Source organism: Streptomyces albidoflavus, assembly GCF_000719955.1.
In the GTDB taxonomy this organism is placed as follows: domain Bacteria; phylum Actinomycetota; class Actinomycetes; order Streptomycetales; family Streptomycetaceae; genus Streptomyces; species Streptomyces albidoflavus.
In genome coordinates, this window is sequence record NZ_JOII01000005.1 from 227,196 (window position 1) to 244,835 (window position 17,640).

A 17,640-nucleotide genomic window follows, 5' to 3' on the forward strand; every position below is an offset into this window, starting at 1 on the left:
GCGGCTACCGGGCCGCCTGGTCGGCCCGGTCCCAGGCCAGCATCTGGTAGATGTACTCGGCGCCGAGCCCGTAGGTGCCGCCGTGCGCGCGGGCCAGGTCGCCCACGGCCGAGGCGGTCTCGGAGCGGGCCCAGTCCCGCTGGAGCTCCAGCAGGTACTGGAGCCAGGTCAGCGGCTGCGCCCCGGCCTGCACCAGGCGCTGCACCGCCCGTTCGTGCGCCTCGGCGCTGACCCCGCCGCAGGCGTCGGTGACCACGTACACCTGGTGGCCCTCGTCCAGCGCGCAGAGGGCCGGGGCGACCACGCAGACCTCGGTCCACAGGCCGGCCAGGACCAGTTTGCGGCGGCCGGTGGCGAGGTAGCGGTCGCGGACGCGGGGGTCCTCCCAGGCGTTCATGGTGGTGCGGTCGATCCACCCGGAGGTGTCCGGGAACGCCTCGCGCACGCCCCGGAAGAGGGGCCCGCTGAAGTGCCGCTCCATCACCGTGGTGACGATGGCCGGCACCCCGAAGAGCACGGCGGTCTTCGCCAGCCCCGTGACGTTGTTGAGGACCACCTCCATCGGGTGCGAGGCGACCGCGAACCCCATCTGGCTCTCGTGGTCGATCAGCATCAGGGCGTGGTCGTCGGGGGTCAGCAGCTTCGGCGAGGGGGTGACGGGGCCGGTGGACTCGTCGGCCATGGGGGCGTTCCCTTCGGTCGGGTCGGCCCGGGCGGCTCGGCGGTGGGCGGGCCGTGGCGTACCTCGTAGCTGACGGTGACGCCGTCGCCCTCGGGGGAGCGGGCCGCCGGGTCCGGGAGCCGGTCCGGGCCGGGGCGCTCCCCGGGCCCGGAGGTCACCGGGTCCCGCCGTCCGCGGCCCGGCTCTGCTCGCTGTAGAGCAGGTCCCGGTAGGCGGGGTGGCGGGAGATCCACCCGGCGTAGAAGGGGCAGACGGCGAGGACGGCGGCGCCCTGCTCGCGCGCCTCGTCCAGCGAGTGGCGCACCAGGGCGCCGCCGACGCCGTGGCCCTCGTAGGCCGGGTCGACCTCGGTGTGGACGAAGGCGATGAGCCCGGGCGTACGGATGTACTGGGCGGTGCCCGCGAGCTGCCTGCCGACGCGGGCCTCATAGCGGTTGGCCTCGGCGTCGTCCCGGACGTCGACGGTCTGCGGGTCTGCGGTGGGCGGCTCGCTCATGGGCACCAGCGTGGCCCGGCCGCGGCACGGCCGCGACCGGGACTGGGCCGTGCCGGTCAGCCCCGGGCGGGCCGCTGGCGCAGGTGCTCGGCGACGGGGCCGAGCGCGCGGCTCAGCTCGGCCAGCGCCTCGGGGGAGAGGTGGTCCATGAAGTGGCGGCGGACGGAGGCCACGTGGTGCGGGGCGACCTCCTCCATGGTGCTCGCGCCCTGCTCGGTGAGGACCGCGTACAGCCCGCGCCGGTCGGACTCGCAGTGCTCGCGGCGGACGTGGCCGGCCTTCTCCATCCGGGTGATCTGGTGCGAGAGGCGGCTCTTGGACTGGCGGGTGGCCTCGGCGAGGTCACTCATCCGCAGCCGCTGGCCCTCGGCCTCGGAGAGGTTGACGAGGATCTCGTAGTCGTTGTTGGTCAGGCCGAACGGCTGGAGGTCCTTCTCCAGCTCGTGCATCAGCAGGCGGCTGACGTCCAGGTGGGTGCGCCAGACGCACTGTTCCGTCTCGCTCAGCCAGCGCGTCGCCGTTTCGGTCTCCATACGTGGATTCTACCTAAAAAGTTGAAAAGCTAACGAATGGGGGATCGGTGAGAGGGGTGGCGAGGTCGGCCCGGGATGCGAGCAGACGTTCGAGGTCACACTCCGCAGGGTACCGCTCACCCAGTGGTGGCCCGGCCGGGTCCCGCCCCCGTCGCCCGCTCCGCCAGTACCTTCTCGGTCGACTGGAGCAGCACCGTCCCCGCCCCGCTGAACTCGTACTGGTGCTCCTCCCCGGAGGCGCCGCCCAGCCCCGTCAGCGACCGCACCCCGCCGAGCACCCCGCGCAGATAGCCGTGATCGTAGTGGTGGTACGGCGAGGGGCAGTCCGCCCAGCCCACCAGCGCCTCCGGGTCGACCCTGAGCGGCGGCTCCATGAAGACCACCGGCCCGTTGGAGGCCGCCACGAACTTCCCGGTGCCGATCAGCGTCAGGAAACCGGGGACGATCGACTGCTTGAGGGAGAGGCTCGGCTCGAAGGCGAGCAGGTTGCCCGAGCGGACCGTGAGGTTGCCGTCGTCCAGGTCGAAGGAGTTCACGTCGTACGCCCGGTCGGCCAGGAGCATCTTGCCCGTCCCCTCGGCCACCACCCAGTCCGCCGCGTGCATCGGCGAGTGGAAGGCCGAGCGCACCAGCGCGTCCAGCGGCCCGTACCCGACGCCGTTGAACGACATCCGGCCGTAGTAGGCGATCATCTTGCCCTTCTGGAGGAACCAGCGGCCGCCCGCCATTTCCACGCAGAAGGTGTACGGATTGACGTTGTCGTCACCCGGAAGGGTGGCCGGGTCGAAGATCCTCGGGCCGGTCCCGCCGGCCGTCGCGAACGCGCTCACAGCTTCTCCTCCGACGCCTGCACCAGCACCGCCCCGCTCCCCGACAGCTCCAGCTGGAACGCCTCGCCCGAACCGCGGCCGACCATCTCCCGCCAGCCGATCGCCGTCGTCAGCTTGTTCCGTACGTCCCCGTGGTGGGCCACGTACGCCTGCGGGTCGACGTGGACCGGCCGGCCGGGCGCGATCTCCACCTCCACCACGCCGCCGTGGGCCATCACCGCCACCGCGCCGTGCCCGGTCAGCGCCGTGGTGAACAGGCCCTGGCCGGAGACCTGGCCGCGCACCATGCCCATCACGCCGCCCTGCGAGCCGAGGAAGACGGTCTGCTGGCGCAGGCTCCCCTCGAAGCAGAGCAGCCGGTCCGACTCGACGTACAGCGTGTCCCCGGACAACTCCACCACCTGCACGTGGTGGCCGCCGTGGCCGAAGAGGACCGTGCCGCTGCCCTCGACCGTCATCAGCGGGGCCGCCTCGTTCGCCACCCGGCGGCCGATCATCGACATCACGCCGCCCTGGCCGCCGCCGATGTCCGGGGTGAAGGAGACCTCGCCCCGGTAGGCCAGCATCGCGCCGCGCTGGCTGTACAGCCGGGTGCCCGGCACCACCGTCGCCTCGATCATCTTGTGGTTGACCTCGCGGAACCCCATCAGAGGTCACCCCCGAACGTCGCCCGCTCGCTCGGCTGCACGTACACCACGCCCTCGCCCTCGAACCGCAGCTGGAACGCCTCGCCGCCGCCCTCCCCGAACAGCGTCCGCGCCCCCGCCCCGCTCTGGAAACTCCGCCGCACCCCGCCCTGGTGCGCGATGTACGCCCCGGGGTCGACGGTGAGCGGGTACGCCGGGCTCACCCGCAGCGCCACCACCGGGCCCCCCGACATCACCGCCGCCTGCCCGGTGCCCTCCACCGTCGTGGTGAAGAGGCCGTCGCCCTGGGCCGCGCCGCTCAGCCCCGCGAACGAGGTCCCCGTCCGCAGCCCGCCCTCCGTGCAGAGCAGGTTCTCCGCCTCCACGTGCAGCGTCTCGCCGGAGAGCCGGACCAGGCTGACGTCCCGGGCGCTGTCCGCGAACCAGACCGTCCCCTCGCCCTTCACCTCCATGACCTCCATCTGCTCCCCGGTCAGCCGGCGGGTCACCATGCCGCGCAGGCCGTTGCCGCCTCCCGTCAGCTTCTTGAACGTCATCCGCCCGTCGTAGGCGACCATCGACCCGTTCTTCGCCCGGACCGTGTCGCCGGTGAGACGGACCACCAGCATCGCGCTGCCTTGCAGTCGGAACTCAGCCACGCCCCGACCGTAACCGCCCGCCGCCCCCGCGCACAGGCCGCCCGGCGGGCCCGCGCCCCTGGGGCCGACCCCTGGTTCAAGAGCGGGCAAAGGAAGCTGCCACAATGGCACCGGAGCTTGTGCATGCGTTCACAAGATCGCCCGGCATCCGGCTCCGCCGTCCGGCCCGTTCCGTCCGTGCTCTGCCCGGCCCCCGACCTCGAAGGTTGCCCCCTCGTGGACATCAAGACCGCTTCCGCACTCCGCCGCCTGCGCCTCGTCTCGGCCCCCGAGGCCGTGTCGTTCCTGCTGCTGCTCGTCTGCTCGGTGCTCAAGCGCACCACCGACTTCAACGCGGTCCCGGCCATGGGCGCGCTGCACGGACTCCTCTTCGTCCTCTACGTCCTCTTCTGGCTGGACGCCTGGAACCGCACCAAGTGGTCCTTCGGCCGCGCCGCGATGTACTTCGCCCTCTCCGTGGTGCCCTTCGGCGGCTTCTTCGCCGAGCGCAAGCTCAAGGAGGAGGCCCAGGGCGCCGTGGACGCGGTGATCGCCGCCCGCGCCCGCCAGGAGCAGAAGCAGGAAGGCGCCTCGGCATGATCGTCGCCTTCTCCGTCACCCCGCTCGGCGTCGGTGAGGACGTCGGCGAGTACGTCGCCGACGCCGTCCGCGTCGTCCGCGAGTCGGGCCTGCCCCACCGCACCGACGCGATGTTCACCAGCGTCGAAGGCGACTGGGACGAGGTCATGGACGTCGTCAAGCGCGCCGTCGCCGCCGTCGAGGCCCGCGCCCCGCGCGTCTCGGTCGTCATGAAGGCCGACATCCGCCCGGGCGTCACCGACGGACTGGTCTCCAAGGTGGAGACGGTGGAGCGGTACCTGGGGGAGTGACCCCAGCTACACGGGCGTGGGCCCGGCCCCGGCGGTGTGCCGCCGGGGCCGGGCCCACGCGCTTTGCGGACGCCACGGGTGGCGTTCCTCTCAGTCGTCAATCGTCGAACGAGATTCCGGCCAGCGGGTCCGGTTCTCCCGTCCACGGGTCGATCCCCTCGGCGCGCATCCGGTCCTCCGACTTTTCGCTAATGAACCGAGGGTTGGGTTTGTCCCAGAGGCTGCTGTCGCTCAGTGGGTGCTTGTCCAGTTCCGCGTTGAACAGGCCCAGGAGGAAGCCGGTCATCCCGTGCGGGACGATCGTCCAGTGCTCGGGACCCTCTTGCCGCCCCCAGACTGCCACGGGCCACCGGTCCGGGTCGTCCTCCTTCGACAGCCAGCACACCAGGTCGCCCCCTGTCGTCACTGCCCACGCGATGAGGGGAGGCCGCTCGGTCAACTGCCGCTCGACCGGCCACACCCCGGCGGTTCCAGGAGCCTCGGGCGGCCAGAGGGCGCAGGCATTACGCGTCTCGCTCAGCATTGAGCCGTACTCCACGTCGTCCGCGACCGGAGGCCCGAGGACGACGAGGGTGTCCTCGATCATTCCGGCGCCGAAATGCGCCATAAATCGCTTGTAGTCGTCCGGAAACCGGAAGCCCTTCGCCTCGACCGCCTGCCAGCCGACCTCCTGATCGTCCCCCAGTTCGGGGGACATCCGGACGAGAAGCCGCGCGAAGGCGTCCTGAGCTGGTGCCGTGGGCCGGACAGCGTCGTTCACTTCATTCCTCCCGCTGTTTCAGAACGTGGGCCAGGTGTTCGCGTGCACCTCAGGGACGCGGGCGGGAAAGCCCTCCGGAAGGCCGTGGCCGGGGATCTCCCCGCGTATGAGCCCTACGAGGTAGGCGGTCGCGCTCGTCGGGAACTCGGCCCAGTCCTCGCAGTCGTCGTTCCGGTTCCCGACGACGACGGGCCAGCGGTCCGGGTCCTCACCCGCCACCCGCCAGTACCAGACGTCCCCCTCCCCCGAGCTCGCCCAGGGGATGAGCCCTCCGGTGGTACTCGCGACGTACGGGACATGGGGGTGGCAGGCGTCAGGGCAGGCGAGCCTTCTGAGGCTGCCGATGTCGTCCCAGGCCGAGGCGGTGTACGCGCTCTCCTCACCGGGGCGACGACGTGAACTGAGAGGGCCGGTCCAGGGCCAGGTACGCGTACCGCTCGCACAAGTGGCGGAAATCTCCGGGCAGGCGTCCCAAGAACCGTTCTCCACGACACCCCAGTCGATCTCCCGCCCCGGCGTCGCCTGCGACGCGAGCGCGGGCAACTCCCTCTCCAACTCCCTAAGGCCCATCCCCACCCCCTTGGCGCGGCCATCCGCCCCCATCCTCCCCACCCCCACCGACAACCGCCCCGCCCTACCCCCTCCTCCGCCCCACCCCCGGCACCCGGGTGACCCGTCACCCGAACGCCAGCCTCTGCCGCTCGCACGGCGGCGTCCGGAATGACAGGGGAGTGGGGGTGCCGTCTCGTAGGGCTTACTGGCCCGTCGTCGAACATCTGGAGGGCGTTGTGCGGCCGGACGGTTACGACTACGACACCCACAGCCGAATAGCCGGGCCCCTGACCGAGCCCGCCCCCGACTACCGCGTCGAGTACCGCAGGCTGCTGGCGGCCGAACCGCACCGGATACGGGCGGTCCTGCTGATGACGCTGGCGCCGCTGCTCACCGGGACGCTCATGGTCTACCTGGTGTGGCCCAGCCACTGGACCGAGCGGGACGGCGGGGAGACCTGGCTGGTGGTGCTCGACCGGACGATGCTGACCGCCATCGGCCTCATCGGGCTCTTCATGCTCGTCAACGTCGTCTCCATCGCGCACGCCACGCTGATGGCCCGCGACCCGGTCCCGGTCACCGCCGAACCCGGTACCCGCGTCGCCTTCCTCACCACCTACGTGCCCGGCAAGGAACCGCTCTCCATGGTGCGGGCCACCCTCCAGGGCGCGGTCCGGCTGCGGCACGAGGGCCCGCTGGACGTCTGGCTGCTCGACGAGGGCAACGACCCCGACGCCCGCGCGCTCTGCGCCGAACTGGGGGTGCGTCACTTCACCCGGTGGGGAGTCCCGGAGTGGAACCGGCCCCGGGGCGTCCACAAGGCCCGGACCAAGCACGGGAACTACAACGCCTGGATCGCCATGCACGGCGACTCCTACGACTTCTTCGCCTCGGTCGACACCGACCACGTCCCGCTGCCGGAGTTCCTGGAGCGGATGCTCGGCTACTTCCGTGACCCGGACGTCGCCTTCGTCGTCGGCCCGCAGGTCTACGGGAACTACACGGCGCCGGTCACCAAGGCCGCCGAGTCGCAGCAGTTCCTCTTCCACGCGCTGATCCAGCGGGCCGGCAACGGCTACCGGGCGCCGATGTTCGTCGGCACCAACAACGTGGTGCGGATCAGCGCCGTGAAGCAGATCGGCGGCCTCTACGACTCGATCACCGAGGACATGGCCACCGGCTTCGAGCTGCACCGCACCCGCAACCCGCTCACCGGCCACCACTGGCGCTCCGTCTACACCCCCGACGTGCTCGCCGTCGGCGAGGGCCCCGCCTCCTGGACGGACTTCTTCACCCAGCAGCTCCGCTGGTCGCGCGGGACCTACGAGACGCTCTTCAAGCAGTACCCGAAGGCGCCCTTCCGGATGCCGGTGGGCCGGCTCCTCTCGTACACGCTGATGCTCGTCTACTACCCGATGACGGCGGTCAACTGGCTTCTGGGTGTGACCAGTTGCGTGCTCTTCCTCTGGTTCGGGGCCTCCGGCACCGAGGTGGCGGCCTCGGTCTGGCTGATGCTCTACAGCGACGCCGCCGCCCTCCAGGTGGGGCTGTACCTGTGGAACCGGCGGCACAACGTCTCGCCGCACGAGCCCAGTGGCTCCGGCGGGCTCGCGGGGATGGGGATGTCCGCGCTCTCGGCGCCGATCTACCTCAAGTCGCTGGGCGCCGCGGTGCTCCGTCGCCCCTGCCGCTTCGTCATCACGCCCAAGGGCGCCGACGCCAGCGCCGACCTGCTGCGGACCTTCCGCGTCCACCTGTGCTGGGCCGGGGTGCTGGCCACCTCGCTGGCCGCCTCCTTCGTCCTCGGCCACACCCACGTGGCGATGCGGACCTGGGCCTTCTTGGGCCTGGCGATCTCGCTGGCCCCGGTCGTCGTCTGGTACGGCGCCGGGCTGCTGGAGCGGCGCCGGCTCGCCGCCCTCGCGGCCGTGCAGAACGCCCCGGTCACCGCGACCGCGTCCACCACCGGCGAGGTGGAGACCGCCACCGCCGCCCTCGTCACCAGCACCCCGACCGGAGGGAACTGAGCCATGGCCTACCGGCCGACCGGGAAGTTCAAGAAGACCGCGCTCGGCGTCGGCGGCGTCGCCGTCCTGGCCGGCCTGAACGCGCCCGCCGCGATCTCCTTCGCCCAGGACCAGTACCACCAGTACAAGATCTCCCAGCCCGCGTACCAGAAGAAGTACGGCTCCTGGAAGCAGGTGTCGATCCCCGAGGAGTACCGGACCAACGCCATCCACGCGGCGCTGCTGCACACCGGCAAGGTCCTCATCGTGGCGGGCTCCGGCAACGACGAGGCCAACTTCGACGAGGGCACCTTCGACACGGTGCTGTGGGACCCGCGCGACGACTCCTTCAAGAAGGTCGACACCCCGGAGGACCTCTTCTGCTCCGGCCACTCCCAGCTCGCCGACGGCCGGCTGCTGGTCGCGGGCGGCACCGCCCGCTACGAGGTGCTCGACGGCGCCGTGGAGCGGGCGGGCGGCGGGATGCGGGTGAAGAACGAGAACCCGGAGAAGGAGGTGACCCTGAAGAAGGGCACCCGGTTCCGGTCACCCACCGGCATCGAGTACGTCAGCCGCTTCGACGTGACGGTCCCCAAGGCGGTCAAGACGGTCGAGGGCGGCGGAGGCGGCAAGGGCGGCGGCCCCGAGAAGGTCACCGTCCAGGCGAGCGAGGCCCGCGTCTGGGTGGAGGCCACCGGCAAGGGCCGCGACTACGTGAGCGAGCGCCCCGCCCAGTACGAGATCGTCGGCCTGAAGGGCGAGGATGCCGACAACACCTACGGCCTCGCCGAGAAGATCAGCCTCGACAAGCAGGACTACCAGGGCATCCGCTCGGCCTACGAGTTCGACCCGGTCGCCGAGAAGTACATCCCGGTCGACCCGATGGACAAGGCCCGCTGGTACCCGACCCTGGTCACCCTCCAGGACGGCAAGGTGCTCGCCGTCTCCGGCCTCGACGACGTCGGCGTGATCGACCCCGGCGACAACGAGATCTACGACCCGGAGACCAAGAAGTGGTCCAAGGGCCCCTTCCGCTACTTCCCGACCTACCCGGCCCTCTTCCTCACCAAGGGCGGCAAGCTCTTCTACCCGGCCTCCAACGCCGGGTACGGCCCGGCCGAGAAGGGCCGCGAGCCGGGGATCTGGGACATCGAGAAGAACACCTTCCAGAAGGTGCCGGGCCTCACCGACCTCGACCAGACGGAGACCTCCGCCTCCCTGCTGCTGCCGCCCGCCCAGGACCAGAAGGTGATGGTGCTCGGCGGCGGGGGAGTCGGCGAGTCGGAGAAGTCGACCCGGCGCACCGCCGTGATCGACCTCAAGGAGGAGAACCCGGCCTTCAAGCCGGGCCCGGACCTCCCGCAGGGCACCCGCTACCTCAACAGCGTGATCATGCCCGACGACTCGGTCTTCACCACCGGCGGCTCCTACGACTACCGGGGCCGGGGCGCCTCCAACATCTTCAAGTCGCAGTTCTACGACCCCCGGACCAACTCCTTCACCCCGGCCGCCGAACCCACCGTCGGCCGCAACTACCACTCCGAGGCGCTGCTGCTCCCCGACGGGCGGGTGGCCACCTTCGGCTCCGACTCGCTCTACGGCAACAAGGAGAACACCAAGCTCGGCACCTTCGAGCAGCGCATGGAGGTCTTCACCCCGCCCTACCTGCACAAGGCAGGCGAGGGGGAGCGGCCGGCGCTCGGCAAGGGACCCGAGAAGGTGAGGTACGGCGCCACGGCCACCTTCGCGACCGAGGACGCCGGCACCATCACCAAGGCGCGGCTGATGCGGCCCAGCGCCGTCACCCACACCACCGACGTCGAACAGCGCTCCATCGACCTGGAGCTGAAGAAGACCGAGGACTCCGTCACCTTCACCGTCCCGGAGGACCCGACGCTGGTGCCGCCCGGCTGGTACATGGTCTTCGTCAACACCGCCGACGGCACGCCCTCCGAGGCGAAATGGATCAAGGTCGGCTGACCGGCCGGGAAGGCGGCCCGCTCACCCCTTGGTGTTGCGGGCCAGCCCCAGCGCGTACTCCGGCCACCAGGTCCCGGCCGACGGCCCGCCCCGGCAGCTGCCGTCGGACTCACCGGGCCGCTTGATCCAGAGGTACGCGTCGAGCAGCGGGTCCCCGGTCCGGGTGGTCGGAGGGGTGCCCAGCGCGCGGCCCGGCGGGTTGCACCAGGCGTCCTGCCCGGCCGCGCCGAGCGGGCCGTTGCCGTTGCGGCTGGTGTCCACCACGTAGTGGGCGCCGTCGAGCCGCTCGGAGAGGGCCTTGCCGTAGGCGCGGGTCGCGGTGTCGGTCTGGAAGTTGGAGACGTTGAGCGAGAAGCCGTCCGCCTGCGCGATCCCGGCCCGGCGCAGCGGCCCGGCGATCTTCTCCGGGTCCTCGATCCAGGCCGGGTTGCCCGCGTCCAGGTAGACCTTGACCCCCGGCTGCCGCTTCAGCCGCTCGACGGCGCCGGAGATCAGCGTGGAGCGCTCCCCGTGGTACTCGGCCGGGGTGCAGCCGTCCACCATGTGCGGCACCGCGTCCGGCTCCAGCACCACCACCGCCTTGCTCTCGCCGATCGCCGAGGCGAAGGCGTCGATCCACTCCCCGTACGCCGCGCGGTCGGCGGCCCCGCCCGCCGAGTGCTGGCCGCAGTCGCGGTGCGGCACGTTGTAGGCGACCAGGACGGCGGTGGAGCCCGCCTTCGCCGCCCCGCCGGTGGCCCGGCGCACCGCGGGCACCGGGTCGTCCCCGGCCGGCCAGACCGCCGCCGGCTGCCGGGCGATCCGCTCCAGCAGCGCCGCCTGGCTCTCCTTGCCCTCGACCCGCAGCCGGGCCGCCTCCACGGCGGCCGGGGACTCGGGGTCGACCCAGAACTCGGGGGCGGCCACCGCGGCCGCCGCCGAACGGGACGGCTCCGCCTCGCGGGCGTCGGGGGCCGAGTCGTCGCCGGTGCAGGCGGGGGTGGCGGCGAGCAGGGCGAGCAGGCCGAGAGGGAGGAACGGGCGGGTGAACCGGGCGGGGACAGGCATCAGCCGGGACATTCCCCAGCCTCCTTGGGGGACGGACGGACGTGCGAAGGGTCGGGCCGCCGACGGCCCCCGGGACCCCGGTGCACCGGGGCTGCCCGGCGGGGACGGGCACACCCGGGCGATCCTCGCACCGGGTGTGCCCAGGTCAGGGGCGCGTGGACGGCCCCGTGCGGCGAGTCCCCCCGATCGGCCCCGCCGCCGCGCCCGGGGCCACGCGCCGCACCGCCCGGGAGCCGGGCCGACCGAAGGGCGAGACAGGGCTGACCGCGATATGACCGGCCGGTAGGGTCGTGCCCGTGCCGAAGCCGCTCAGCCTCCCCTTCGACCCCATCGCCCGCGCCGACGAGAGCTGGCGGGAACGGTGGGGGCCCGTGCCCTCCATGGCCGCGATCACCTCGATCATGCGCGCCCACCAGATCCTCCTGGCCGAGGTCGACGCCGTCGTCAAGCCGTACGGCCTCACCTTCGCGCGGTACGAGGCGCTGGTGCTGCTGACCTTCTCGCGCGCCGGGGAGCTGCCGATGTCGAAGATCGGCGAGCGGCTGATGGTCCATCCGACCTCGGTCACCAACACCGTCGACCGCCTCGTCCGCTCCGGCCTGGTCGCCAAGCGCCCCAACCCGCAGGACGGCCGCGGCACGCTGGCCTCCATCACCGACCAGGGGCGCGAGGTGGTCGAGGCGGCCACCCGCGACCTGATGGCGATGGAGTTCGGTCTCGGCGCCTACGACGCGGAGGAGTGCGCGGAGATCTTCGCGATGCTGCGCCCGCTGCGGGTCGCCGCACACGATTTCGAGGACGCTCCGTAGACCTCGCCACCACGGGGTGAACAACTCCCGGGGCGCCGCAAGATCGCCCCGGGAGTGCGGTTAGGCTCGGCCCCATGAAACGCAGCGTGCTGACCCGGTACCGGGTCATGGCCTATGTCACCGCAGTCATGTTGCTCGTGCTCTGCGTGAGCATGGTGTTCAAGTACGGCTTCGACACGGGGGCCGATGTCACCTTCGTGGTCTCCCAGGTCCACGGCCTGCTGTACATCATCTACCTGATCTTCGCCTTCGACCTCGGCGCCAAGGCGAAGTGGCCGGTCGGCAAGTTGCTGTGGGTGCTGCTCTCGGGCACCATCCCGCTCGTCGCCTTCTTCGTGGAGCGCCGGATCACCCGCGAGGTCGAGCCGCTGGTCCAGGACCGCGTCCCGGCCGAGGCGAAGGCCCGCGCCTGACGCCGGTCCGCCCGACGCACCCCCACGACCCCCGGAAGCCCGCCGCTTCCGGGGGTCGTGGCGTTCCTGAGGACGGGTCCGTCACGGATGGCCGTTCCCCATCGACATTTACTAGGACGTCCTAGTAGTTTTGAGGTATGGACGCTGAAGCCATCGAGGAGGGCCGCCGACGCTGGCAGGCCCGTTACGACCGGGCCCGCAAGCGGGACGCCGACTTCACCACGCTCTCCGGGGACCCGGTCGAGCCTGTCTACGGGCCCCGGCCCGGCGACACCTACGAGGGCTTCGAGCGGATCGGCTGGCCGGGGGAGTACCCGTACACCCGCGGACTGCACCCGACCGGCTACCGGGGCCGTACCTGGACCATCCGCCAGTTCGCCGGCTTCGGCAACGCCGAGCAGACCAACGAGCGGTACAAGATGATCCTCGCCAACGGCGGCGGGGGGCTCTCGGTCGCCTTCGACATGCCGACGCTGATGGGGCGCGACTCCGACGACCCGCGCTCGCTCGGCGAGGTCGGCCACTGCGGTGTCGCCATCGACTCCGCCGCCGACATGGAGATCCTCTTCCGGGACATCCCGCTCGGCGAGGTCACCACCTCGATGACGATCTCCGGACCGGCCGTCCCGGTCTTCTGCATGTACCTGGTCGCCGCCGAGCGGCAGGGCGTCGACCCGGCGGTGCTCAACGGCACGCTCCAGACGGACATCTTCAAGGAGTACATCGCCCAGAAGGAGTGGATCTTCCCACCCGAGCCCCATCTGCGCCTCATCGGCGACCTGATGGAGCACTGCGCACGGACCATCCCGGCCTACAAGCCGCTCTCCGTCTCCGGCTACCACATCCGCGAGGCCGGGGCGACGGCCGCGCAGGAGCTGGCGTACACCCTCGCCGACGGCTTCGGCTACGTGGAGCTGGGGCTCAGCCGGGGCCTGGACATAGACGAGTTCGCCTCCGGCCTCTCGTTCTTCTTCGACGCCCACCTCGACTTCTTCGAGGAGATCGCCAAGTTCCGCGCCGCCCGCCGCATCTGGGCCCGCTGGATGAAGGAGGTCTACGGCGCGCGGACCGAGAAGGCGCAGTGGCTGCGGTTCCACACCCAGACCGCCGGTGTCTCGCTCACCGCCCAGCAGCCGTACAACAACGTCGTGCGCACGGCTGTCGAGGCGCTCTCCGCCGTCCTCGGCGGCACCAACTCGCTGCACACCAACGCCCTGGACGAGACCCTCGCCCTCCCCAGCGAGCAGGCCGCCGAGATCGCCCTGCGCACCCAGCAGGTGCTGATGGAGGAGACCGGCGTCGCCAACGTCGCCGACCCGCTCGGCGGCTCCTGGTACGTCGAGCAGCTCACCGACCGGATCGAGGCGGACGCCGAGAAGATCTTCGACCGCATCCGCGACCGGGGCGTCCTCACCCACCCCGACGGGCAGCACCCCATCGGCCCGATGACCTCCGGCATCCTGCGCGGCATCGACGACGGCTGGTTCACCGGCGAGATCGCCGAGTCGGCCTTCCAGTACCAGCGGGCGCTGGAGAAGGGCGAGAAGCGCGTCGTCGGCGTCAACGCCCACACCGGCTCCGTCACCGGCGACCTGGAGATCCTGCGGGTCAGCCACGAGGTCGAGCGCGACCAGGTCCGCGAACTGGGCGAGCGCCGCTCCCGCCGGGACGACGCCGAGGTCCGCGCCAGGCTGGCCGAGATGGTGGCGGCGGCCCGCTCGGGCGCCAACATGATCGCCCCCATACTCGACGTGGTCCGCGCCGAAGGCACCCTCGGCGAGATCTGCGACGCCCTGCGCGAGGAGTGGGGCGTCTACACGGAGCCGCCCGGCTTCTGACCCGCCGTCTCCCGGCACGGACGTGCGCGAGGCCGCCGCACCCGGAGAGGGGGGGCGGCGGCCCCGTGCGGCAGGGCCGGGTCACGCCTCGAAGTCCACCACCGTGACCTCCTCGGCCGCCTCGTAGCCGGCCAGCGCCAGGCCCAGGCCGAAGAAGGTCGGCGCCCACTCGCCGACGAAGATTCCCCAGCGGTCGGCGCGCTCCACCCCGCGGGACTCGGCCTTCAGCGAGCCGGCCCACGAACAGAAGGACAGGCCGATCGAGACGAAGGCGGCGGCGTAGGCGTGCTCGCTCTTCAGCCCTTTCTCGTGCAGCGTTTTGACGATCATGGCGCTCCCTGGGACGGGGATAGGGGGACCACTTCATCGTGGGCTCGGCGCGCGCAAGTCGCATCCGGGGCGAAGGGTCAGCCCATCGCCGCCGGCAGTCCCGCGATGAGCAGCCCGGCCAGCGCCTTCGCCCATGCCTCGTCCACCGGGCCGTCGCTGACCAGGGCCCGGTGGACCACGGTGCCGGCGATCACGTCGAAGATGAGGTCGGCGTGCTGCTCGGCGACGGCGGGCTCGGTCTCGTAGGGGAGTTCGCCGCGCCGCTGGGCGCGTGCGCGGCCCTGGAGGACGAGGCGCTTCTGGCGGTCGACGATGGCGGTGCGGATGCGCAGGCGCAGGGCCGGGTCGGAGGTGGACTCGGCGACCACCGCCATCAGCGCCGTCCGGGTCTCCGGGCGCTGGAGCAGCTCGCCGAACTGGAGGACCACCCCGACCACGTCGGCGGCGAGGCTGTCGCCGTCCGGGAGCACCAGCTCGTCGAAGAGCTCCGCGACCGCGTCCACCACCAGTTCGTTCTTGCCCGCCCACCGCCGGTACAGCGTGGTCTTGGCGACCCCGGCCCGCTGGGCGACGTCGCCCAGCGACATCCGGGACCAGCCGATCTCGACGAGGGCGTCCCGGGTCGCTGCCAGGATCGCGGCGTCCGCCGCCGCGCTGCGCGGGCGACCGGTGCGGGCGGGAGGGGTGCGGCTCTGCATGGCAGCGACTGTATCCAGAGCTACCGAACGGTCAGTATGCGCGCGCACGGTGACCCGGATCACCCGGGCCGCCCTGACACGGAGTGCCTCGGACAGTTACGCTACGACCCGTAGCGAAAGCTCGTGTTCACCCACGGGCGACAACCACAAGGCCCGGGTGGGGACCCGGTGCCGCACCAGTACGACGGACTCGCCGTCGATCGCCGTTCGACGGGTTTCCCAGCACGCGCGCCGAGGGGGGAGGATGTACGCATGCAGCCACGGAACATGTCCATGAGCGGAGTCGTCGACCTCGCCGCGGTGAAGCAGGCCCAGGAAGCGAAGGCCAAGGCCGAGCAGGCCCGCGCCGAAGCCGCCCGACAGGGCGGAACCGGTGCGGTTCCCGCGTCGAGCCTGGTCATCGACGTCACCGAGGCCGGCTTCGAACGCGACGTCCTCCAGCGCTCCACCGAGGTCCCGGTCGTCATCGACTTCTGGGCCGAGTGGTGCGAGCCGTGCAAGCAGCTCGGCCCCCTGCTGGAGCGCCTCGCGCACGAGTACAACGGCCGCTTCCTGCTGGCCAAGGTCGACGTCGACGCCAACCAGATGCTGATGCAGCAGTTCGGCATCCAGGGCATCCCGGCCGTCTTCGCCGTCGTCGCGGGCCAGGCCCTCCCGCTCTTCCAGGGAGCCGCCCCCGAGGCGCAGATCCGGGAGACCCTCGACCAGCTCATCCAGGTCGGCGAGGAGCGGTTCGGCCTCACCGGCCTCACCGTCGACCCCGGCTCCGACGCGGGCGACCCCGCCGCCGTCCCCGAGGAGCCCGCCGGGCCGTACGACGCCCTGCTGGAGGCCGCCGTCCAGGCGCTGGACGCCGGTGACCTGGACGGCGCCGTCCGCGCCTACCAGAACGTCCTCTCCGACGACCCGGCCAACACCGAGGCCAAGCTCGGCCTCGGCCAGGCCGAACTCCTGCGCCGGGTCAGCGGCCTGGACCCGCAGAAGGTCCGCCAGGACGCCGCCGAGCGCCCGGCCGACGTCGCCGCGCAGTCCGCCGCCGCCGACCTGGACCTGGTGGGCGGCCACGTCGACGACGCCTTCGGCCGGCTGGTCGACACCGTGCGGGTCACCGCGGGGGACGACCGGAACAAGGCCCGCCTCCACCTGCTCGACCTCTTCGAGGTGGTCGGCGCCGAGGACCCGCGGGTGACCGCGGCCCGTACCGCCCTGGCCCGGGTGCTGTTCTGAGCGCCTGACCCCGCGCGCCACCCCTGGGGCGTGGGAAGCGATTTGACGACAGAGAGACCCAAGCGGCCGCGCTTTACCAAAACTTGGTAATCGCGGCCGCTGTTACTCGGAGTAAGTCCGACCTCGTCATCCATCCGCATCTGTCATCCCGAGTGATGATTTGTCACCCCTCCTCGCGGCACGGTCCGTGCCCGCGCGGCACCGCTGTGACCGACTTTGGTTATCCAGCCGTTACTAGCCGGTAACGAACCCCTTGTGCCCGGGCTCCGAATGCACCACGATCGGCGACGCTCGGTCCCTTTCCCGTACCCCGGCAGCCAACCGGGTCCACGGGCTCTCTGGGTCCCCACCGAGCAGGTCGAGGCCGCGGGTCTCGGCCTGGACAGGGGGGTCTCTGCCCATCGGCAGGGCCTGTCCGAACCGGCTGCGCATCCCCGTGCGAGGCGTGGCCAGTGGTTGTCGCTCGGGGGTGATCGCCGCCGAACCGCCCCATCCCGTGCCCACGAGGCGCGGCGTGGACGGTCGAAGGCGCTCTCCTTGCCGAGGACGTAGCACTTCTCCCATCCCTGCCCGGCTGACCGCCCGATCGGGACCAGTCAGAGGCCGGAGATGTACGTCCGAGAAGGAGGAATGTCATGGAGTCCGTGGCTCGTGGCGGGACCAGATGGAAGCGGTTCGCCGTCGTCATGGTGCCCACCGTCGCCGCTACCGCGGCGATCGGCGTGGCCCTGTCGCAGGGTGCGCTCGCGGCGTCGTTCGCCGTGTCCGGCCAGTCGTTCAAGGTGTCGGCCGACAAGCTCGTCGGTAACGGGTTCGTCCAGTACGGCGGTGTGGACACCGGTTACGACCTGAAGGGCAACAAGGCTGCCCATCCGGTCGCGATCTCCGCGTTCAAGAGCGCGACGATCAACAACATGTGCCAGTCCGTCGTCACGCCGGACGTCCCGCTCATCGGCACCATCAGCCTTCAGCTGAAGGCCGGTACGGGCAAGGCGCCGGTCGAGGCCGAGAACCTCTACATCGACGTCGCCCAGCTCGACGCCGACGCCGAGTTCAAGAACATCAACATCGGTGTGGCCGCCGGCGAGAGCACCAAGGGCCCTGGCATCAAGAAGGGTGACCAGGCCAACCCTTACGGCTTCTCGCAGGAGGCCGACTCGGCCACCCTGAAGAACGTCAAGCAGACGGCGTGGGCGACCACCGCCGGAACCTTCAAGCTGAGCGGTCTCAGCATGAAGCTGCACAAGGGCGTCAAGGAGTGCTACTAAGCGCTCCCTGGGCGGGC

Annotated in this window: 20 protein-coding genes; 9 read left to right on the forward strand and 11 right to left on the reverse strand. The window is 71.3% G+C overall.

The features are described from left to right. Positions 1-4 precede the first annotated feature (4 nt). The 6 genes from IF45_RS31270 to IF45_RS0107620 all read right to left on the reverse strand — a co-directional run bounded on the left by IF45_RS31270 (position 5) and on the right by IF45_RS0107620 (position 3,826). Positions 5-682 carry a hydrolase gene (locus IF45_RS31270; RefSeq protein WP_207229875.1) on the reverse strand — a complete coding sequence of 226 codons (678 nt, stop codon included), beginning with the start codon at positions 680-682 and terminating at the stop codon, positions 5-7. A gap of 154 nt (positions 683-836) precedes the next feature. Further along, positions 837-1,178, reverse strand: coding sequence for a GNAT family N-acetyltransferase (locus tag IF45_RS0107600; protein ID WP_030306385.1), 342 nt, complete (start codon positions 1,176-1,178; stop codon positions 837-839). A gap of 56 nt (positions 1,179-1,234) precedes the next feature. Beyond that, a complete protein-coding gene (locus tag IF45_RS0107605) occupies positions 1,235-1,711 on the reverse strand; it encodes a MarR family winged helix-turn-helix transcriptional regulator (protein WP_003950915.1) in 477 nt (158 codons plus the stop codon). A 116-nt stretch (positions 1,712-1,827) separates the two neighbouring features. Further along, a complete protein-coding gene (locus IF45_RS0107610) occupies positions 1,828-2,541 on the reverse strand; it encodes an AIM24 family protein (RefSeq protein WP_030306392.1) in 714 nt (237 codons plus the stop codon). Next, positions 2,538-3,188 carry an AIM24 family protein gene (locus IF45_RS0107615; RefSeq protein WP_008407910.1) on the reverse strand — a complete coding sequence of 217 codons (651 nt, stop codon included), beginning with the start codon at positions 3,186-3,188 and terminating at the stop codon, positions 2,538-2,540. Before IF45_RS0107615 ends, IF45_RS0107610 begins: the two co-directional genes overlap by 4 nt. Beyond that, the gene (locus tag IF45_RS0107620) at positions 3,188-3,826 is read right to left on the reverse strand and encodes an AIM24 family protein (protein WP_018470826.1); all 639 of its coding nucleotides are present in this window, start codon (positions 3,824-3,826) and stop codon (positions 3,188-3,190) included. The genes IF45_RS0107615 and IF45_RS0107620 overlap by 1 nt, the downstream gene beginning before the upstream one ends. 216 nt (positions 3,827-4,042) lie before the next feature. Between IF45_RS0107620 and IF45_RS0107625 the strand changes: the two genes are divergently transcribed. After that, entirely contained in the window at positions 4,043-4,405 is a 363-nt protein-coding gene (locus IF45_RS0107625) for a DUF3817 domain-containing protein (RefSeq protein WP_018470827.1), read from the forward strand. Then, positions 4,402-4,695, forward strand: a complete 294-nt coding sequence (locus IF45_RS0107630; RefSeq protein WP_018470828.1) for an MTH1187 family thiamine-binding protein — start codon at positions 4,402-4,404, stop codon at positions 4,693-4,695. The genes IF45_RS0107625 and IF45_RS0107630 overlap by 4 nt, the downstream gene beginning before the upstream one ends. A gap of 97 nt (positions 4,696-4,792) precedes the next feature. Here IF45_RS0107630 and IF45_RS0107635 read toward each other — a convergent pair whose 3' ends face one another. Next, positions 4,793-5,455, reverse strand: a complete 663-nt coding sequence (locus tag IF45_RS0107635; protein ID WP_030306395.1) for an SMI1/KNR4 family protein — start codon at positions 5,453-5,455, stop codon at positions 4,793-4,795. A gap of 18 nt (positions 5,456-5,473) precedes the next feature. Further along, positions 5,474-6,025, reverse strand: a complete 552-nt coding sequence (locus IF45_RS31275; RefSeq protein WP_242536785.1) for a hypothetical protein — start codon at positions 6,023-6,025, stop codon at positions 5,474-5,476. A gap of 218 nt (positions 6,026-6,243) precedes the next feature. On the opposite strand from IF45_RS31275, the gene IF45_RS0107645 reads away from it, so the two are divergent. Next, positions 6,244-8,034 (forward strand): glycosyltransferase family 2 protein, encoded by a 1,791-nt coding sequence (locus tag IF45_RS0107645; protein ID WP_008407918.1) that lies wholly within the window; start codon positions 6,244-6,246, stop codon positions 8,032-8,034. Between the two features lie 3 nt (positions 8,035-8,037). Further along, entirely contained in the window at positions 8,038-9,993 is a 1,956-nt protein-coding gene (gene glxA / locus IF45_RS0107650; protein ID WP_003950924.1) for a radical copper oxidase GlxA, read from the forward strand. 21 nt (positions 9,994-10,014) lie between these two features. On the opposite strand, the gene IF45_RS0107655 is transcribed toward glxA, so the two are convergent. After that, positions 10,015-11,052 carry a glycoside hydrolase family 6 protein gene (locus tag IF45_RS0107655; RefSeq protein ID WP_008407923.1) on the reverse strand — a complete coding sequence of 346 codons (1,038 nt, stop codon included), beginning with the start codon at positions 11,050-11,052 and terminating at the stop codon, positions 10,015-10,017. A 284-nt stretch (positions 11,053-11,336) separates the two neighbouring features. On the opposite strand from IF45_RS0107655, the gene IF45_RS0107660 reads away from it, so the two are divergent. The 3 genes from IF45_RS0107660 (at position 11,337) to icmA (ending at position 14,100) form a co-directional block, all read left to right on the forward strand. Further along, the gene (locus IF45_RS0107660; RefSeq protein WP_030306398.1) at positions 11,337-11,849 is read left to right on the forward strand and encodes a MarR family winged helix-turn-helix transcriptional regulator; all 513 of its coding nucleotides are present in this window, start codon (positions 11,337-11,339) and stop codon (positions 11,847-11,849) included. A gap of 74 nt (positions 11,850-11,923) precedes the next feature. Next, a complete protein-coding gene (locus tag IF45_RS0107665; RefSeq protein ID WP_008407928.1) occupies positions 11,924-12,262 on the forward strand; it encodes a DUF3817 domain-containing protein in 339 nt (112 codons plus the stop codon). A gap of 137 nt (positions 12,263-12,399) precedes the next feature. Then, a complete protein-coding gene (gene icmA / locus IF45_RS0107670) occupies positions 12,400-14,100 on the forward strand; it encodes a coenzyme B12-dependent isobutyryl-CoA mutase large subunit (protein WP_008407930.1) in 1,701 nt (566 codons plus the stop codon). A gap of 81 nt (positions 14,101-14,181) precedes the next feature. Here the strand turns inward: icmA and IF45_RS0107675 are convergent, their stop codons facing one another. Both IF45_RS0107675 and IF45_RS0107680 read right to left on the reverse strand, forming a co-directional pair. After that, the gene (locus IF45_RS0107675) at positions 14,182-14,430 is read right to left on the reverse strand and encodes a hypothetical protein (protein ID WP_003950929.1); all 249 of its coding nucleotides are present in this window, start codon (positions 14,428-14,430) and stop codon (positions 14,182-14,184) included. Between the two features lie 77 nt (positions 14,431-14,507). Next, positions 14,508-15,128 (reverse strand): TetR/AcrR family transcriptional regulator, encoded by a 621-nt coding sequence (locus tag IF45_RS0107680; RefSeq protein ID WP_008407931.1) that lies wholly within the window; start codon positions 15,126-15,128, stop codon positions 14,508-14,510. Between the two features lie 252 nt (positions 15,129-15,380). Here IF45_RS0107680 and IF45_RS0107685 point away from each other — a divergent pair, with 252 nt between their 5' ends. Further along, positions 15,381-16,355: a tetratricopeptide repeat protein gene (locus IF45_RS0107685; RefSeq protein ID WP_003950931.1), complete on the forward strand. Its 975-nt coding sequence runs from the start codon at positions 15,381-15,383 to the stop codon at positions 16,353-16,355. A gap of 635 nt (positions 16,356-16,990) precedes the next feature. Continuing rightward, entirely contained in the window at positions 16,991-17,623 is a 633-nt protein-coding gene (locus IF45_RS0107690) for a DUF6230 family protein (protein ID WP_003950933.1), read from the forward strand. Positions 17,624-17,640 lie beyond the last annotated feature (17 nt).

Excerpts from the sequence above, each read along its gene's own strand:
- glxA (WP_003950924.1), top strand. The coding sequence starts at position 8,038 with ATGGCCTACCGGCCGACCGGGAAGTTCAAGAAGACCGCGCTCGGCGTC.
- IF45_RS0107690 (WP_003950933.1), top strand. The coding sequence starts at position 16,991 with ATGGAGTCCGTGGCTCGTGGCGGGACCAGATGGAAGCGGTTCGCCGTC.
- IF45_RS0107630 (WP_018470828.1), top strand. The coding sequence starts at position 4,402 with ATGATCGTCGCCTTCTCCGTCACCCCGCTCGGCGTCGGTGAGGACGTC.
- IF45_RS31275 (WP_242536785.1), bottom strand. The coding sequence starts at position 6,025 with ATGGGCCTTAGGGAGTTGGAGAGGGAGTTGCCCGCGCTCGCGTCGCAG.
- IF45_RS0107655 (WP_008407923.1), bottom strand. The coding sequence starts at position 11,052 with ATGTCCCGGCTGATGCCTGTCCCCGCCCGGTTCACCCGCCCGTTCCTC.
- IF45_RS0107605 (WP_003950915.1), bottom strand. The coding sequence starts at position 1,711 with ATGGAGACCGAAACGGCGACGCGCTGGCTGAGCGAGACGGAACAGTGC.
- IF45_RS0107685 (WP_003950931.1), top strand. The coding sequence starts at position 15,381 with ATGCAGCCACGGAACATGTCCATGAGCGGAGTCGTCGACCTCGCCGCG.
- IF45_RS0107680 (WP_008407931.1), bottom strand. The coding sequence starts at position 15,128 with ATGCAGAGCCGCACCCCTCCCGCCCGCACCGGTCGCCCGCGCAGCGCG.
- icmA (WP_008407930.1), top strand. The coding sequence starts at position 12,400 with ATGGACGCTGAAGCCATCGAGGAGGGCCGCCGACGCTGGCAGGCCCGT.
- IF45_RS0107600 (WP_030306385.1), bottom strand. The coding sequence starts at position 1,178 with ATGAGCGAGCCGCCCACCGCAGACCCGCAGACCGTCGACGTCCGGGAC.
- IF45_RS31270 (WP_207229875.1), bottom strand. The coding sequence starts at position 682 with ATGGCCGACGAGTCCACCGGCCCCGTCACCCCCTCGCCGAAGCTGCTG.
- IF45_RS0107675 (WP_003950929.1), bottom strand. The coding sequence starts at position 14,430 with ATGATCGTCAAAACGCTGCACGAGAAAGGGCTGAAGAGCGAGCACGCC.
- IF45_RS0107665 (WP_008407928.1), top strand. The coding sequence starts at position 11,924 with ATGAAACGCAGCGTGCTGACCCGGTACCGGGTCATGGCCTATGTCACC.
- IF45_RS0107615 (WP_008407910.1), bottom strand. The coding sequence starts at position 3,188 with ATGGGGTTCCGCGAGGTCAACCACAAGATGATCGAGGCGACGGTGGTG.